This window comes from Pseudomonas sp. B707 (genome assembly GCF_022496685.1).
GTDB classification, from domain to species: domain Bacteria; phylum Pseudomonadota; class Gammaproteobacteria; order Pseudomonadales; family Pseudomonadaceae; genus Aquipseudomonas; species Aquipseudomonas paraglycinae.
This window is the reverse complement of the sequence record NZ_WTVE01000016.1, coordinates 1-17,658: the sequence shown is the minus strand read 5'-3', so window position 1 is coordinate 17,658 and position 17,658 is coordinate 1. Positions and strand designations below refer to the sequence as shown.

General features: G+C 55.8%; 13 protein-coding genes and 1 tRNA gene. All 14 read right to left on the bottom strand.

Annotation, left to right across the window (positions count from 1 at the left end; all coding sequences use genetic code 11):
• Nucleotides 1-1,178, bottom strand: a 1,178-nt coding sequence (tuf, locus tag GQX66_RS08105; RefSeq protein WP_240867988.1) for an elongation factor Tu, incomplete at its 3' end; no start/stop codon positions are given.
• Between the two features lie 31 nt (nucleotides 1,179-1,209).
• Complete coding sequence (gene fusA / locus GQX66_RS08100) at nucleotides 1,210-3,315, bottom strand: elongation factor G (RefSeq protein ID WP_011336173.1); 2,106 nt, start codon at nucleotides 3,313-3,315, stop codon at nucleotides 1,210-1,212.
• Between the two features lie 30 nt (nucleotides 3,316-3,345).
• Nucleotides 3,346-3,819, bottom strand: coding sequence for a 30S ribosomal protein S7 (gene rpsG / locus GQX66_RS08095; protein WP_007957592.1), 474 nt, complete (start codon nucleotides 3,817-3,819; stop codon nucleotides 3,346-3,348).
• A gap of 108 nt (nucleotides 3,820-3,927) precedes the next feature.
• Nucleotides 3,928-4,299: a 30S ribosomal protein S12 gene (rpsL, locus tag GQX66_RS08090; RefSeq protein WP_003186084.1), complete on the bottom strand. Its 372-nt coding sequence runs from the start codon at nucleotides 4,297-4,299 to the stop codon at nucleotides 3,928-3,930.
• Between the two features lie 215 nt (nucleotides 4,300-4,514).
• Entirely contained in the window at nucleotides 4,515-8,714 is a 4,200-nt protein-coding gene (rpoC, locus tag GQX66_RS08085; RefSeq protein ID WP_085747591.1) for a DNA-directed RNA polymerase subunit beta', read from the bottom strand.
• A 63-nt stretch (nucleotides 8,715-8,777) separates the two neighbouring features.
• Nucleotides 8,778-12,851: a DNA-directed RNA polymerase subunit beta gene (rpoB, locus tag GQX66_RS08080; RefSeq protein ID WP_007957595.1), complete on the bottom strand. Its 4,074-nt coding sequence runs from the start codon at nucleotides 12,849-12,851 to the stop codon at nucleotides 8,778-8,780.
• A 220-nt stretch (nucleotides 12,852-13,071) separates the two neighbouring features.
• Nucleotides 13,072-13,437: a 50S ribosomal protein L7/L12 gene (gene rplL, locus GQX66_RS08075; protein WP_007957596.1), complete on the bottom strand. Its 366-nt coding sequence runs from the start codon at nucleotides 13,435-13,437 to the stop codon at nucleotides 13,072-13,074.
• Between the two features lie 79 nt (nucleotides 13,438-13,516).
• A complete protein-coding gene (rplJ, locus tag GQX66_RS08070; RefSeq protein WP_007957597.1) occupies nucleotides 13,517-14,017 on the bottom strand; it encodes a 50S ribosomal protein L10 in 501 nt (166 codons plus the stop codon).
• Between the two features lie 198 nt (nucleotides 14,018-14,215).
• On the bottom strand, nucleotides 14,216-14,911 hold the full coding sequence (gene rplA / locus GQX66_RS08065) for a 50S ribosomal protein L1 (RefSeq protein WP_085747590.1): 696 nt from the start codon (nucleotides 14,909-14,911) through the stop codon (nucleotides 14,216-14,218).
• Nucleotides 14,911-15,342, bottom strand: coding sequence for a 50S ribosomal protein L11 (gene rplK, locus GQX66_RS08060; RefSeq protein ID WP_003228756.1), 432 nt, complete (start codon nucleotides 15,340-15,342; stop codon nucleotides 14,911-14,913). The genes rplA and rplK overlap by 1 nt, the downstream gene beginning before the upstream one ends.
• Before the next feature lie 117 nt (nucleotides 15,343-15,459).
• Nucleotides 15,460-15,993, bottom strand: coding sequence for a transcription termination/antitermination protein NusG (nusG, locus tag GQX66_RS08055; protein WP_007957598.1), 534 nt, complete (start codon nucleotides 15,991-15,993; stop codon nucleotides 15,460-15,462).
• 9 nt (nucleotides 15,994-16,002) lie between these two features.
• Nucleotides 16,003-16,371: a preprotein translocase subunit SecE gene (secE, locus tag GQX66_RS08050; protein WP_064599786.1), complete on the bottom strand. Its 369-nt coding sequence runs from the start codon at nucleotides 16,369-16,371 to the stop codon at nucleotides 16,003-16,005.
• A 45-nt stretch (nucleotides 16,372-16,416) separates the two neighbouring features.
• Nucleotides 16,417-16,492 (bottom strand) — tRNA-Trp (locus GQX66_RS08045).
• 53 nt (nucleotides 16,493-16,545) lie between these two features.
• Nucleotides 16,546-17,658: elongation factor Tu (gene tuf, locus GQX66_RS08040; RefSeq protein ID WP_134020863.1), on the bottom strand; the 1,113-nt coding region annotated here is incomplete at its 5' end.

The window sequence follows — 17,658 nt, the reverse complement described above, 5'->3', positions numbered from 1 at the left end:
GCTACGACACCAGCACCAACGGTACGGCCGCCTTCACGGATTGCGAAACGCAGGCCGTCTTCCATCGCGATGGTTTTGATCAGGGTAACAGTCATCTGAATGTTGTCACCTGGCATTACCATTTCAACGCCTTCTGGCAGCTCGCAGTTACCAGTCACGTCAGTAGTACGGAAGTAGAACTGTGGACGGTAGCCTTTGAAGAACGGAGTGTGACGGCCGCCTTCTTCCTTGCTCAGAACGTAAACTTCTGCGGTGAACTTGGTGTGCGGCTTAACCGAACCCGGCTTAACCAGAACCTGACCACGCTCAACGTCGTCACGCTTGGTGCCACGCAGCAGAACGCCGCAGTTCTCGCCAGCACGACCTTCGTCCAGCAGCTTGCGGAACATCTCAACACCGGTGCAGGTGGTGGTGGTGGTGTCACGCAGACCAACGATTTCCAGGGCGTCTTGAACGCGAACGATACCGCGCTCGATACGACCGGTCACAACAGTACCGCGACCCGAGATCGAGAACACGTCTTCGATTGGCATCAGGAAAGGCTTGTCGATAGCACGCTCTGGCTCTGGGATGTAGCTGTCCAGAGTTTCCACCAGCTTCTTAACAGCGGTGGTGCCCATTTCGTTGTCGTCTTTGCCTTCCAGCGCCATACGAGCCGAACCGATGATGATCGGAGTGTCGTCGCCTGGGAAGTCGTAGGTGGACAGCAGGTCGCGAACTTCCATCTCAACCAGTTCCAGCAGCTCAGCGTCGTCTACCAGGTCAGCCTTATTCAGGAAAACCACGATGTACGGAACGCCTACCTGACGGGACAGCAGGATGTGCTCACGGGTTTGTGGCATCGGACCATCAGCGGCCGAGCAAACCAGGATCGCGCCGTCCATCTGCGCAGCACCAGTGATCATGTTCTTCACGTAGTCAGCGTGACCTGGGCAGTCAACGTGAGCGTAGTGACGAATGTTCGAGTTGTACTCAACGTGCGCGGTGTTGATGGTGATACCGCGAGCTTTTTCTTCTGGAGCGCTGTCGATCTTGTCGAATTCAACTACGGCCGAACCGAAAACTTCGGAGCAGACGCGAGTCAGAGCAGCGGTCAGAGTGGTTTTACCGTGGTCAACGTGGCCGATGGTGCCAACGTTTACGTGCGGTAGGGAACGATCAAATTTTTCTTTAGCCACGACAATTAACTCCTAGCCTAAAGGGGCTGAATCAGCCTTGTTTTTTGGTAACGGATTCGACGATGTGCGACGGAGCCGTATCGTATTTTTTGAATTCCATAGAGTAGCTTGCGCGACCCTGAGACATGGAACGAACGTCGGTCGCATAACCGAACATCTCACCCAGTGGAACTTCGGCACGGATAACCTTGCCGGACACTGTGTCTTCCATACCTTGGATCATGCCGCGACGACGGTTAAGGTCGCCCATCACATCACCCATATAGTCTTCAGGCGTAACAACCTCTACCGCCATGATCGGCTCAAGCAACTCACCACCGCCCTTCTGGGCCAGTTGCTTGGTCGCCATGGAAGCAGCCACTTTAAACGCCATCTCGTTGGAGTCGACGTCGTGGTAAGAACCATCGAACACGGTAGCCTTCAGGCCGATCAGCGGATAGCCGGCAACAACGCCGTTCTTCATCTGCTCTTCGATACCCTTCTGGATAGCCGGGATGTATTCCTTAGGAACCACACCACCCACTACTTCGTTCAGGAATTGCAGACCTTCCTGACCTTCGTCAGCAGGAGCAAAGCGAATCCAGCAATGACCGAACTGGCCACGACCGCCGGACTGACGAACGAACTTGCCTTCGATTTCGCAGTTCTTCGTGATGCGCTCACGGTACGAAACCTGTGGCTTGCCGATGTTGGCTTCGACGTTGAACTCACGGCGCATCCGGTCAACCAGGATGTCCAAGTGCAGCTCGCCCATGCCGGAGATGATCGTTTGACCAGTCTCTTCATCAGTTTTGACGCGGAAAGACGGGTCTTCCTGAGCAAGCTTGCCCAGAGCGATACCCATTTTTTCCTGGTCATCCTTGGTCTTAGGCTCTACGGCAACCGAAATAACCGGCTCCGGGAAGTCCATGCGAACCAGGATGATTGGCTTGTCAGCATTGCAGAGGGTTTCACCAGTGGTGACGTCCTTCATGCCGATCAGGGCCGCGATGTCGCCAGCGCGTACTTCCTTGATCTCTTCACGGGCGTTTGCGTGCATTTGCACCATACGACCCACGCGCTCTTTCTTGCCTTTAACCGAGTTGATCACGCCGTCGCCGGAGTTCAACACGCCCGAGTAAACGCGGACGAAGGTCAAGGTACCCACGAATGGGTCGGTAGCGATCTTGAACGCCAGGGCCGCGAACGGCTCGTCGTCGCTTGCATGACGCTCCATCTCTTCTTCCTCGTTATCAGGATTGGAACCCTTGATAGCAGGAATGTCGGTCGGAGCAGGCAGGAAGTCGATAACGGCGTCGAGAACCAGGGGAACGCCCTTGTTCTTGAACGAAGAACCGCAAACAGCCAGAACGATTTCGCCGGCGATAGTACGCTGACGCAGAGCAGCCTTGATCTCGGCGATCGACAGCTCTTCACCTTCCAGATACTTGTTCATCAGCTCTTCGCTGGCTTCGGCGGCGGCTTCAACCATGTTGTTGCGCCATTCTTCAGCCAGTTCAAGCATGTCCGCAGGGATTTCCTTGCGAACCGGAACCATACCCTTGTCAGAGTCGTTCCAGTAGACAGCTTGCATGTTGATCAGGTCGATCTGGCCCTGGAAGTTATCTTCCGAACCGATAGCCAGCTGGATCGGCACCGGAGTGTGACCCAGACGCTGTTTGATCTGACCGATCACGCGCAGGAAGTTGGCACCAGCACGGTCCATCTTGTTTACATAAACAAGACGTGGAACGCCGTATTTGTTGGCCTGACGCCATACGGTTTCCGACTGAGGCTCAACACCCGAAGTACCGCAGAACACAACGACCGCGCCGTCGAGCACGCGCAGGGAACGCTCTACTTCAATGGTGAAGTCTACGTGGCCCGGAGTATCGATTACGTTGAAGCGATGCTCGTGTGGGTACTGCTTCTCGGAACCTTTCCAGAAGGCGGTAATGGCAGCAGAAGTAATGGTAATACCACGCTCCTGCTCCTGAACCATCCAGTCTGTGGTCGCGGCGCCGTCATGCACCTCGCCCATTTTGTGACTTTTGCCAGTGTAAAAAAGGACGCGCTCGGTGGTGGTGGTTTTACCAGCATCCACGTGTGCGACGATACCGATGTTACGGTAGCGACTAATCGGAGTAGTACGAGCCATAAAGCCCTCGCAAAATTAGTGAAGCTAAAATTAGAAGCGGTAGTGCGAGAAAGCTTTGTTAGCTTCGGCCATACGGTGCACGTCTTCACGCTTCTTAACAGCAGCACCTTTACCTTCAGCAGCATCCAGCAGCTCGCCAGCCAAGCGCAGAGCCATAGACTTCTCGCCGCGCTTGCGGGCGAAGTCTACCAACCAGCGCATTGCCAGAGCGTTACGACGGGACGGACGAACCTCGACCGGAACCTGGTAAGTAGCACCACCAACGCGGCGCGACTTCACTTCGACCAGCGGAGCGATGGCGTCGAGTGCTTTTTCGAAGAGTTCCAGGGGATCGGTGCCGGTCTTGCGAGCCGCAACGGTTTCCAGGGCACCATAAACGATACGCTCGGCAACGGCTTTCTTGCCGCTTTCCATAACGTGGTTCATGAATTTGGCGAGGATTTGGCTTCCGTATTTCGGATCGTCCAGAATCTCACGCTTTGCTGCTACGCGACGTCTTGGCATTGATAAGCCCTCAAACGGTCTTCAGGTTAGCTCGGGACAGATCCAGTGGATGCGCGCCCGACCTTACTCTTATCGACTCAATAAAATGAAAATCTGCAAAACGGCCGATTACTTCGGACGCTTGGTACCGTACTTCGAACGACCCTGGTTACGGCCTTTAACGCCGGAAGTATCCAAGGAGCCGCGAACGGTGTGATAACGAACACCTGGCAAGTCTTTTACACGACCGCCGCGGATCAGTACCACGCTGTGCTCTTGCAGGTTGTGGCCTTCACCACCGATGTACGAGGAAACCTCGAAACCGTTGGTCAGACGCACACGGCATACTTTACGCAGTGCCGAGTTAGGTTTTTTCGGCGTAGTGGTGTACACACGGGTGCACACGCCACGACGTTGCGGGCAGTTCTGCAGCGCAGGCACGTCGGATTTCTCGACGATACGCTTACGCGGCTGACGTACCAGCTGGTTGATAGTTGCCATCTACTAGCTCCACTGTTGTCTTGCGACGCTATTGTCTTGCAAGAAAAGCAAAATGGCAGGAACGAATTCCCGCCAAATTTAGGGGATCAAGAGTCTAAAGAGGATCTTGTCCCCAGTCAAGGCAAGGCCCCGACCTCCCCGCTCGTCGAACCTCGACAAATTGTCTCGATTCGATGAACGGCTTGATCAGGGCCTCAGCTCATTTTTCGCAGAACTCAGTTACCGCTCGAGTTCAGCGCTTCGGTCAGTGCAGCTTCCACTTCACTGGCGCTTACGCGCAACGGCTTGTCTGCATCACGACGACGCTTGCGCTCGCTGTGATAAGCCAGACCGGTACCGGCCGGGATCAGACGACCCACGACCACGTTTTCTTTCAGGCCGCGCAGGTAATCGCGCTTGCCGGTTACGGCCGCTTCGGTCAGTACGCGGGTGGTTTCCTGGAAGGAAGCCGCCGAGATGAACGATTCGGTCGACAACGACGCCTTGGTGATACCCAGCAGAACGCGGGTGAACTTGGAGACAAATTTGTCTTCCGCGTTCAGACGCTCGTTCTCTACCAGAACGTGAGTCAGTTCCATCTGGTCGCCCTTGATGAAGCTGGAGTCGCCGGACTCGGAGATCTCAACTTTACGCAGCATCTGACGCAGGATGGTCTCGATGTGCTTGTCGTTGATCTTCACGCCTTGCAGACGGTAAACGTCCTGGATCTCGTTGACGATGTACTTGGCCAGCGCGCTCACACCCAGCAGACGCAGGATGTCGTGCGGATCGCTCGGACCGTCGGAGATAACTTCGCCGCGGTTTACCTGTTCGCCTTCGAACACGTTCAGGTGACGCCACTTCGGAATCAGCTCTTCGTACGGATCGCTACCGTCGTTCGGGGTAATAACCAGACGGCGCTTGCCTTTGGTCTCTTTACCGAACGCGATGGTGCCGCTGACTTCAGCCAGAATCGACGCTTCTTTCGGACGACGGGCTTCGAACAGGTCGGCAACACGCGGCAGACCACCGGTGATGTCACGGGTTTTCGAAGTTTCTTGCGGGATACGAGCGATAACATCACCGATCGCAATCTTCGCACCGTCCGCAACACCGACCAGGGCGTTGGCTGGCAGGAAGTACTGAGCGATAACGTCAGTGCCTGGCAGCAACAGATCCTTGCCGTTGTCATCAACCATCTTCACCGCAGGACGGATGTCCTTGCCGGCAGCCGGACGGTCTTTGGCATCGAGTACTTCAATGTTTGTCATACCGGTCAATTCGTCAGTCTGACGCTTGATCGTGATGCCTTCTTCCATGCCCACGTAGGTCACGGTACCTTTCATTTCGGTAACGATCGGGTGAGTGTGCGGATCCCACTTGGCCACGATTGCGCCAGCGTCGACCTTGTCACCTTCTTTAACCGAAATCACGGCACCGTAAGGCAGCTTGTAACGCTCGCGCTCACGACCGAAGTCGTCAGCGATTGCCAGCTCACCGGAACGGGACACAGCAACCAGGTTGCCATCCACACGTTCAACGTGTTTCAGGTTGTGCAGACGGACGGTACCGCCATTCTTCACCTGAACGCTGTCGGCTGCGGAAGTACGGCTTGCCGCACCACCGATGTGGAACGTACGCATCGTCAGCTGGGTACCCGGCTCACCGATGGACTGGGCAGCGATAACGCCGACCGCTTCACCGATGTTCACCTGGTGACCACGAGCCAGGTCACGGCCGTAGCACTTGGCGCAAATGCCATAGCGGGTTTCGCAGCTGATCGGCGAACGCACGATCACTTCGTCGATGCTGTTCAGCTCGATGAACTCGACCCACTTCTCGTCTACCAGAGTGCCAGCAGGAACGATGACGTCCTCGGTACCCGGCTTGAATACGTCACGGGCAATGACACGACCCAATACGCGCTCACCCAACGGCTCTACAACGTCACCGCCTTCAATGTGCGGAGTCATCAGCAGACCGTGTTCAGTGCCGCAATCGATCTCGGTTACAACCAGATCCTGCGCCACGTCTACCAGACGACGAGTCAGGTAACCGGAGTTCGCAGTTTTCAACGCGGTATCCGCCAGACCTTTACGAGCACCGTGAGTCGAGATGAAGTACTGGAGTACGCTCAGACCTTCACGGAAGTTCGCAGTAATCGGCGTTTCAATGATGGAACCGTCCGGCTTGGCCATCAGACCACGCATACCGGCCAGCTGACGAATCTGTGCTGCGGAACCCCGCGCACCCGAGTCGGCCATCATGTACATCGAGTTGAACGATTCTTGCTCGACTTCGTGGCCGTGACGGTCGATGACTTTCTCTTTCGAGAGGTTGGCCATCATCGCCTTGGAGACTTCGTCGTTCGCTTTCGACCAAAGGTCGATCACTTTGTTGTACTTCTCGCCCTGGGTTACCAGGCCGGAGGCGTACTGGCTCTCGATTTCTTTCACTTCGTCGGTGGCAGCACCGATGATGCGGGCTTTTTCATCCGGGATAACGAAGTCGTTAACACCGATGGAAACGCCGGAAATGGTCGAATAGGCAAAACCGGTGTACATCAACTGGTCAGCGAAGATCACGGTCTCTTTCAGACCAACCACGCGGTAGCACTGGTTGATCAGCTTGGAGATCGCCTTTTTCTTCATCGGCAGGTTGACGACGTCGAACGACAGACCTTTTGGCACAACCTGGAACAGCAGCGCACGGCCGACAGTGGTGTCGACGATACGGGTGTTGTTCACGCTGTTGCCGTCACGATCGTTCACGGTTTCGTTGATACGAACCTTGATCTTGGCGTGCAGTGCGGCTTCGCCGGCACGGAACACACGGTCAACTTCCTGCAGATCCGCAAACACACGACCTTCGCCCTTGGCGTTGATCGCTTCACGAGTCATGTAGTACAGACCCAATACAACGTCCTGCGACGGAACGATGATTGGCTCACCGTTGGCTGGCGACAGAATGTTGTTGGTCGACATCATCAACGCACGCGCTTCGAGCTGGGCTTCCAGCGTCAGCGGTACGTGTACGGCCATTTGGTCGCCGTCGAAGTCGGCGTTGTACGCGGCGCAGACCAGAGGGTGCAGCTGGATAGCCTTACCTTCGATCAGTACCGGTTCAAACGCCTGGATACCCAGACGGTGAAGAGTCGGTGCACGGTTGAGGAGGACCGGGTGTTCGCGAATCACTTCAGCGAGAACGTCCCAAACTTCTGGCAGTTCGCGCTCGACCATTTTCTTGGCCGCTTTGATGGTGGTCGCGAGACCACGCATTTCCAGCTTGCCGAAAATGAACGGCTTGAACAGCTCGAGAGCCATCTTCTTCGGCAGACCGCACTGATGCAGACGCAGGGTCGGGCCTACGGTAATTACCGAACGACCGGAGTAGTCAACACGCTTACCGAGCAAGTTCTGACGGAAACGACCTTGCTTACCCTTGATCATGTCAGCCAGGGATTTCAGAGGACGCTTGTTGGAACCTGTGATAGCGCGGCCACGACGACCGTTGTCGAGCAGTGCATCGACAGCTTCCTGCAACATACGCTTTTCGTTGCGCACGATGATGTCCGGAGCGGACAGATCCAGCAGACGCTTCAAACGGTTGTTACGGTTGATCACTCGACGATACAGATCGTTGAGGTCGGAAGTCGCGAAACGACCGCCATCCAGCGGAACCAGTGGACGCAGATCTGGCGGCAGAACCGGCAGAACGGTCAGCACCATCCACTCTGGCAGGTTGCCGGAACCCTGGAAGGCTTCCATCAACTTCAGACGCTTGGACAGCTTCTTGATCTTGGTTTCGGAGTTGGTTTGCGGAATTTCTTCACGCAGACGGCCAATCTCGTGTTCCAGGTCGATAGCGTGCAGCAGTTCACGGACAGCTTCGGCACCCATACGGGCGTCGAAGTCATCACCGAACTCTTCCAGCGCTTCGAAGTACTGCTCGTCGTTCAGCAGCTGACCTTTTTCAAGAGTGGTCATGCCCGGGTCGATAACGACATAGCTCTCGAAGTAGAGAACGCGTTCGATATCACGCAGGGTCATGTCCATCAGCAGGCCGATACGGGACGGCAGCGATTTCAGGAACCAGATGTGGGCAACTGGCGAAGCCAGTTCGATGTGCGCCATGCGCTCACGACGAACCTTGGCCAGTGCAACTTCAACGCCGCACTTCTCGCAGATCACACCACGGTGCTTCAAGCGCTTGTACTTACCGCACAGGCACTCGTAATCCTTTACCGGGCCAAAGATCTTGGCGCAGAACAGACCGTCACGCTCAGGTTTGAACGTACGGTAGTTGATGGTTTCCGGCTTTTTAACTTCACCGAACGACCACGAGCGGATCATCTCAGGCGAGGCCAATCCGATACGGATGGCGTCGAACTCTTCGACTTGACCCTGGTTTTTCAGCAAATTCAGTAGGTCTTTCAAGGCCTTTCCTCCTGGCGGAGCAGAGAGCGGGCAATCCTGCCCCGCTCTCGATCGCGTCACGTGTTATTCGGTTTCCAGATCGATATCGATGCCGAGGGAACGAATTTCCTTGATCAACACGTTGAAGGACTCGGGCATGCCCGGCTCCATACGGTGATCGCCGTCCACGATGTTTTTGTACATCTTGGTCCGGCCGTTCACATCGTCCGACTTCACTGTGAGCATTTCTTGCAGAGTGTAAGCAGCACCGTATGCTTCCAGTGCCCAGACCTCCATCTCCCCGAAACGCTGACCACCGAACTGCGCCTTACCACCCAGCGGCTGCTGGGTAACCAGGCTGTACGAACCGGTAGAACGCGCGTGCATCTTGTCGTCTACCAAGTGGTTCAGCTTCAGCATGTACATGTAGCCAACGGTAACTGGACGCTCGAACTTGTTGCCGGTACGGCCGTCGGTCAGCTGCATCTGGCCGCTTTCTGGCAGGTCTGCCAGTTTCAGCATGGCCTTGATTTCGCTTTCCTTGGCACCGTCGAACACTGGAGTGGCCATTGGAACACCGCCACGCAGGTTCTTCGCCAGATCCAGGATTTCCTGATCGGAGAAGCTGTCCAGATCTTCGTTACGACCGCCGATCTGGTTGTAGATCTCGTCCAGGAAGGTACGCAGCTCAGCGACTTTGCGCTGCTCTTCGACCATCCGGTTGATCTTCTCGCCCAGACCTTTGGCCGCGAGGCCCAGGTGGGTTTCAAGGATCTGACCAACGTTCATACGCGAAGGTACGCCCAGCGGGTTGAGGACCACGTCGACCGGGGTGCCATTGGCATCGTGCGGCATGTCTTCAACCGGCATGATCACGGAGACCACACCTTTGTTACCGTGACGACCGGCCATCTTGTCGCCCGGCTGGATGCGACGACGGATTGCCAGGTAAACCTTGACGATCTTCAGCACGCCTGGAGCCAGGTCATCGCCCTGCTGCAGTTTGCGCTTCTTGTCTTCGAACTTGTCGTCCAGCAGACGGCGGCGATCAACGATGTAGGCCTGAGCCTTCTCGAGCTGCTCGTTCAGAGCATCTTCAGCCATGCGCAGTTTGAACCACTGACCATGCTCAAGACCGTCGAGTACTTCGTCGGTGATGTCCTGACCTTTCTTCAGGCCCGCGCCGCCTTCAGCCTTGTGGCCTACCAGAGCGGAACGCAGACGTTCGAAGGTCGCGCCTTCAACGATGCGGAACTCTTCGTTCAGATCCTTGCGGATCTCGTCCAGCTGGGACTTCTCGATCGACAGTGCACGAGCATCGCGCTCAACGCCGTCACGAGTGAAGACCTGCACGTCGATGACAGTACCTTTGGTGCCGGTAGGCACGCGCAGGGAGGTGTCTTTAACGTCGCTGGCTTTTTCACCGAAGATCGCACGCAGCAGTTTTTCTTCCGGAGTCAGTTGGGTCTCGCCTTTCGGAGTGACCTTGCCTACCAGGATGTCGCCTGCGCCGACTTCAGCACCTACGTAAACGATACCGGCTTCGTCCAGCTTGTTCAGAGCGGCTTCACCCACGTTCGGGATGTCCGCAGTGATTTCCTCTGGGCCAAGCTTGGTGTCACGGGCCACACAGGTCAGTTCCTGAATGTGGATCGTGGTGAAGCGGTCTTCCTGAACCACACGCTCGGACAGGCAGATGGAGTCTTCGAAGTTGAAGCCGTTCCATGCCATGAACGCGATGCGCATGTTCTGACCCAGAGCCAGTTCACCCATGTCGGTGGACGGGCCGTCGGCCATGATGTCGCTACGCTGAACGCGATCACCTTTGCTCACCAGCGGACGCTGGTTGATGCAGGTGTTCTGGTTCGAGCGGGTGTATTTGGTCAGGTTGTAGATGTCGACACCAGCTTCGCCGGTTTCAACTTCGTCATCAGCAACACGAACCACGATACGGCTGGCATCAACGGAGTCGATCACGCCGCCACGACGAGCCACGACGCAAACGCCGGAGTCGCGAGCCACGTTACGCTCCATGCCGGTACCTACCAGCGGCTTGTCAGCGCGCAGGGTTGGTACAGCTTGACGCTGCATGTTCGAACCCATCAACGCACGGTTGGCGTCGTCGTGCTCGAGGAACGGAATAAGCGACGCTGCAACCGAAACTACCTGCTTCGGCGAAACGTCCATCAAGGTGACGTCTTCCGGCGCCTTGACGGTGAATTCGTTCAGGTGACGCACGGCCACCAGTTCGTCGATCAGGACTTTCTGCTCGTTCATGGTCGCCGAAGCCTGCGCGATCACGTGATCGGCTTCTTCAATGGCGGACAGGAACACGATGTCGTCGGTGACCACACCCTCTTTCACCACACGGTACGGGCTCTCGAGGAAGCCGTACTGGTTGGTGCGAGCGTAAGCAGCCAGCGAGTTGATCAGACCGATGTTCGGACCTTCCGGCGTTTCAATCGGGCAGACACGACCGTAGTGAGTCGGGTGTACGTCACGGACTTCGAAGCCCGCGCGCTCACGAGTCAGACCGCCAGGGCCGAGTGCAGAGACACGACGCTTGTGGGTGATCTCGGACAACGGGTTGTTCTGGTCCATGAACTGCGACAGCTGGCTGGAACCGAAGAACTCTTTCACCGCCGCAGCCACTGGCTTGGCGTTGATCAGGTCTTGCGGCATCAGGCCTTCGCTTTCAGCCATCGACAGACGCTCTTTGACCGCACGCTCAACACGTACCAGGCCAACGCGGAACTGGTTCTCGGCCATTTCGCCTACGCAGCGAACACGACGGTTACCCAGGTGGTCGATGTCGTCGACGATGCCTTTACCGTTACGGATGTCGACCAGAGTCTTCAGTACCGCGACGATGTCTTCCTTGCACAGCACGCCCGAACCTTCGATCTCGGTACGACCGATACGACGGTTGAACTTCATCCGGCCGACCGCAGACAGGTCATAGCGCTCAGGGCTGAAGAACAGGTTGTTGAACAGGGTCTCGGCAGCGTCTTTGGTTGGCGGCTCGCCTGGACGCATCATGCGATAGATCTCGACCAGCGCTTCCAATTGGTTGCTGGTGGAGTCGATCTTCAGCGTGTCGGAGACGAACGGACCGCAGTCGATGTCGTTGGTGTACAGAGTTTCGATGCGTACGACGCCGGCCTTGGCGATTTTCGCCAGGATCTCGGTCGACAGCTCGGTGTTGCATTCTGCCAGGATCTCACCGGTAGCCGGGTGTACGATGGCCTTGGCGGTGGTACGACCCAGAACGTAATCCAGAGGCACGTCCAGCTCTTTGATCCCGGCTTTTTCCAGCTGGTTGATGTGGCGGGCAGTAATACGACGGCCCTGCTCAACGATCACCTTGCCTTTGTCATCCTGGATGTCGAGAACTGCGACTTCACCACGCAGGCGCTGAGGCACCAGCTCCAGGCTCAGGCCTTCGCCTTTCACGTGGAATACGTTGGTGGTGTAGAACGCGTCCAGCACTTCCTCGGTGGTATAACCGAGCGCGCGCAGCAGTACCGAGGCCGGCAGTTTGCGACGACGGTCGATACGCACGAATACGCAGTCTTTCGGGTCGAACTCGAAGTCCAGCCACGAACCGCGGTAAGGAATGATGCGCGCGGAGTACAGCAGTTTGCCGGAGCTGTGCGTCTTGCCACGGTCGTGGTCGAAGAACACGCCCGGGGAACGGTGCAGCTGGGAAACGATAACACGCTCGGTACCGTTGATTACGAAGGTACCGTTCTCAGTCATCAATGGGATTTCACCCATGTAGACTTCTTGCTCTTTGATGTCCTTGATCGCTTTGTTCGACGATTCTTTGTCGAAAATGATCAGGCGCACTTTTACCCGCAAAGGTACGGCGAAAGTTACACCGCGCAATACGCATTCTTTGACATCAAATGCCGGTTCGCCCAAGCGATAACCGACGTACTCCAGCGCAGCATTGCCGGAGTAGCTGATGATCGGGAAAACGGATTTGAAGGCCGCATGCAGGCCCACGTCGCGGAACTGATCTTTAGTCGCTCCCGCTTGCAAGAATTCACGATACGAATCCAGCTGGATGGCCAGGAGGTAAGGCACATCCATGACGTCCGGCAACTTGCTAAAGTCCTTGCGGATACGTTTTTTCTCAGTATATGAGTAAGCCATCAGCGTTCCCCAGCTTGGTCACCTGCTTGTTTGGCCCCTCCCGACGGGAGCAGCCAGAAAATCGTGCAAACCCCATGGTTTGCGCCACCGCATCGGGTGGTTACAGCTCGTTATAGACACCGACCCAGTCGGCTGCCAATAACGGAAAAAGGCCGGTGGCAAGAGCCACCAGCCATCAGCCTGTCGCTTGACGCTCGGGCTGGAGGAGCAAAGTCGATGCTTACTTCAGCTCGACTTTAGCGCCTGCTTCTTCCAGCTTCTTCTTAGCGTCTTCAGCAGCTTCTTTCGAAACGCCTTCAGCTACAACCTGAGGAGCGCCGTCGACTTTCTCTTTGGCTTCTTTCAGGCCCAGACCGGTCAGTTCACGAACTGCCTTGATCACGTTTACTTTCTTCTCGCCGGCTTCAACCAGAACAACGTTGAACTCGGTTTGCTCTTCAACAACAGCGGCAGCAGCAGCTGGACCAGCAGCAGCAACAGCAGCGGTCACGCCGAAGGTTTCTTCCATTGCTTTGATCAGCTCAACAACTTCCAGAACGGTTTTCTGGCCGATTGCTTCGATGATTTGTTCGTTAGTCAGAGACATGACTCAATTCCTGATTTGGTGGACAGCCTGTACGGCCGTCGAAATAAACAAAAATACGCGAGAGTGGAAACGCTCAGCCTCAGGCTGCAGCTGCTTCTTTCTGATCGCGAATTGCCGCCAGAGTACGAGCCAGCTTGCTGGTAGCGCCTTGAATCACGCTCATCAGTTTCGCAATAGCTTCGTCGCGAGTTGGCAGGCTTGCCAGCACGTCGATCTCATTCGCTGCGAGGAACTTGCCCTCGAACGAAGCTGCCTTGATCTCGAACTTATCCTGACCCTTGGCAAATTCCTTGAACAGACGAGCAGCAGCGCCCGGGTGTTCGTTGGAGAATGCAATCAGGGTCGGGCCGGTGAACACGTCGTTGAGGACACTGTAAGGAGTGTCAGCAACAGCGCGCTTGAGCAGGGTGTTACGTACAACACGTACGTAAACGCCAGCTTCACGAGCCTCTTTACGGAGTCCGGTCATTGCGCCTACTGTTACGCCACGGGCATCAACCACGACAGCGGACAGAGCGACTTTGGCAGCCTCGTTGACTTCAGCGACGATGGCCTTCTTGTCTTCGAGATTAATTGCCACGGGTTTAACTCCTGCTTGTTACCGTTTCATTCGATCGAAACCGAATGTCGTTTTGGTGTCTGATTCGGTAAGGAACCGGGAGCACCATCTGCGTAGGCTTGAGGTTTAAGACTTGCGTCGCCTACGGTCTTGGATAGCCCCCGCCAGGCAGGGACCCCAATCTTTCAATTGGCGCAGTCAACTGCGCCAATTTTTGTCTTACGCGTCCAGCGAGCTCTGGTCGATGACCAGACCTGGGCCCATAGTGGTGCTCAGGGTAACGCGCTTGACGTAGATACCTTTCGAAGAAGCTGGCTTGATACGCTTCAGATCAGCGATCAGGGCTTCAACGTTTTCCTTCAGCTTGACGGCATCGAAGCCGATCTTGCCAACGGAAGTGTGGATGATGCCGTTTTTGTCGGTGCGATAACGAACCTGACCAGCCTTGGCATTTTTAACCGCGGTAGCGACGTCTGGGGTAACAGTGCCGACTTTCGGGTTAGGCATCAGACCACGTGGACCGAGGATCTGACCCAGCTGACCTACAACGCGCATGGCATCCGGGGATGCGATCACTACGTCATAGTTCAGGTCGCCGCCTTTCATTTCGGCAGCCAGTTCGTCCATACCTACACGGTCAGCGCCGGCAGCCAGAGCGGCCTCAGCAGCTGGACCCTGGGTGAACACAGCAACGCGAACAGTCTTGCCAGTGCCGTGTGGCAGCACAGTAGCGCTACGAACGACCTGGTCGGATTTACGCGGGTCTACGCCCAGGTTTACAGCTACGTCGAACGACTCGCTGAACTTGACAGTCGACAGCTCGGCCAGCAGTGCAGCGGCTTCTACAATGTTGTAGGCCTTGCCTGCTTCGATTTTGCCGGCGATAGCCTTTTGACGCTTGGTCAGCTTAGCCATTACACACCCTCCACGTTAAGGCCCATGCTACGAGCAGAACCGGCGATAGTACGCACGGCTGCATCCATATCAGCTGCAGTCAGATCCGCGTTTTTGGTTTTCGCGATTTCTTCCAGCTGAGCACGGGTAACAGTGCCAACCTTAACGGTGTTCGGACGAGCGGAACCGCTGGTCAGACCGGCCGCCTTCTTCAGCAGAACCGAAGCAGGGGTGGATTTGGTTTCGAAAGTGAAGCTACGGTCGCTGTAGACAGTGATGATCACTGGAGTCGGCAGACCAGCTTCCAGACCCTGGGTACGGGCGTTGAAAGCTTTGCAGAATTCCATGATGTTCACGCCGTGCTGACCCAGAGCAGGACCAACAGGTGGGCTTGGGTTAGCCTGAGCGGCCTTCACTTGCAGCTTGATGTAAGCGGTAATCTTCTTGGCCATGAGGCACTCCAATTACGGGTTCGAACGCCTCGAAAGGCTCCCCGGTTACTTGCGCGTTTATCCCAGTGACGACAAAACCCCACAGCCTAGGGCTGCGGGGTTGGGATGCTTGCTCAGCTAGACCTTTTCGACCTGACTGAACTCCAACTCTACCGGAGTAGAGCGTCCGAAAATGAGCACTGCCACTTGGATCCGGCTCTTTTCGTAGTTAACTTCTTCAACAACACCGTTAAAGTCAGCAAACGGACCATCATTGACTCGAACGGTTTCGCCTGGCTCGAACAGCGTCTTCGGCTTCGGCTTGTCGCTACCGTCAGCAACGCGACGCAGAATCGCTTCAGCTTCTTTATCGGTGATTGGTGCTGGCTTATCAGCAGTACCGCCGATAAAACCCATCACCCGAGGAGTATCCTTGACCAAGTGCCAAGTACCCTCGTTCATATCCATCTGAACCAGCACATAACCTGGGAAGAATTTGCGCTCGCTTTTGCGTTTCTGGCCATTACGCATTTCAACCACTTCTTCAGTGGGAACCAGAATTTCGCCGAAGCCATCTTCCATGCCAGCCAGCTTTACACGCTCGATCAACGAACGCATGACATGCTTCTCGTAACCCGAGTAAGCATGCACAACGTACCAACGCTTAGCCACGGGACACCCTTAGCCGACAATCAAGGAAACAAGCCAGCCGAGCAGGGAATCAAGCCCCCACAACAGCAACGCCATAACCAGAACAACAGCCACAACAATCAGCGTGGTCTGCGTGGTTTCTTGGCGAGTTGGCCATACGACTTTACGAATCTCGGTGCGAGCTTCCTTAACCAGTACAAAGAAAGACTTGCCCTTGGCAGTCTGCAGGCCTACAAAGGCAGCTACAGCAGCAATAACAAGCAATACGAGTACACGGTACAGGATCGGCGAAGCAGCGTAATACTGATTGCCGACAACGCCAACAATTACCAAAGCGACTACGACAAGCCACTTGAGCAAATCGAAGCGAGAGCCTTGAGCTTCAGCTTTAGGAGTCATCTATGAAGATCCTGTGAAAAGAAAGCCAGACACACCAAGTGAATCTGGCAGGTCAGGAGGGAATCGAACCCCCAACCTACGGTTTTGGAGACCGTCGCTCTGCCAATTGAGCTACTGACCTAAAACAAAATCAGGCCGGCCATTATGCCGGCCTGAAAAAGACATTACAACTATTTACTCGATGATCTTGGCTACGACACCAGCACCAACGGTACGGCCGCCTTCACGGATTGCGAAACGCAGGCCGTCTTCCATCGCGATGGTTTTGATCAGGGTAACAGTCATCTGAATGTTGTCACCTGGCATTACCATTTCAACGCCTTCTGGCAGCTCGCAGTTACCAGTCACGTCAGTAGTACGGAAGTAGAACTGTGGACGGTAGCCTTTGAAGAACGGAGTGTGACGGCCGCCTTCTTCCTTGCTCAGAACGTAAACTTCTGCGGTGAACTTGGTGTGCGGCTTAACCGAACCCGGCTTAACCAGAACCTGACCACGCTCAACGTCGTCACGCTTGGTGCCACGCAGCAGAACGCCGCAGTTCTCGCCAGCACGACCTTCGTCCAGCAGCTTGCGGAACATCTCAACACCGGTGCAGGTGGTGGTGGTGGTGTCACGCAGACCAACGATTTCCAGGGCGTCTTGAACGCGAACGATACCGCGCTCGATACGACCGGTCACAACAGTACCGCGACCCGAGATCGAGAACACGTCTTCGATTGGCATCAGGAAAGGCTTGTCGATAGCACGCTCTGGCTCTGGGATGTAGCTGTCCAGAGTTTCCACCAGCTTCTTAACAGCGGTGGTGCCCATTTCGTTGTCGTCTTTGCCTTCCAGCGCCATACGAGCCGAACCGATGATGATCGGAGTGTCGTCGCCTGGGAAGTCGTAGGTGGACAGCAGGTCGCGAACTTCCATCTCAACCAGTTCCAGCAGCTCAGCGTCGTCTACCAGGTCAGCCTTATTCAGGAAAACCACGATGTACGGAACGCCTACCTGACGGGACAGCAGGATGTGCTCACGGGTTTGTGGCATCGGACCATCAGCGGCCGAGCAAACCAGGATCGCGCCGTCCATCTGCGCAGCACCAGTGATCATGTTCTTCACGTAGTCAGCGTGACCTGGGCAGTCAACGTGAGCGTAGTGACGAATGTTCGAGTTGTACTCAACGTGCGCGGTGTTGATGGTGATACCGCGAGCTTTTTCTTCTGGAGCGCTGTCGATCTTGTCGAATTCAACTACGGCCGAACCGAAAACTTCGGAGCAGACGCGAGTCAGAGCAGCGGTCAG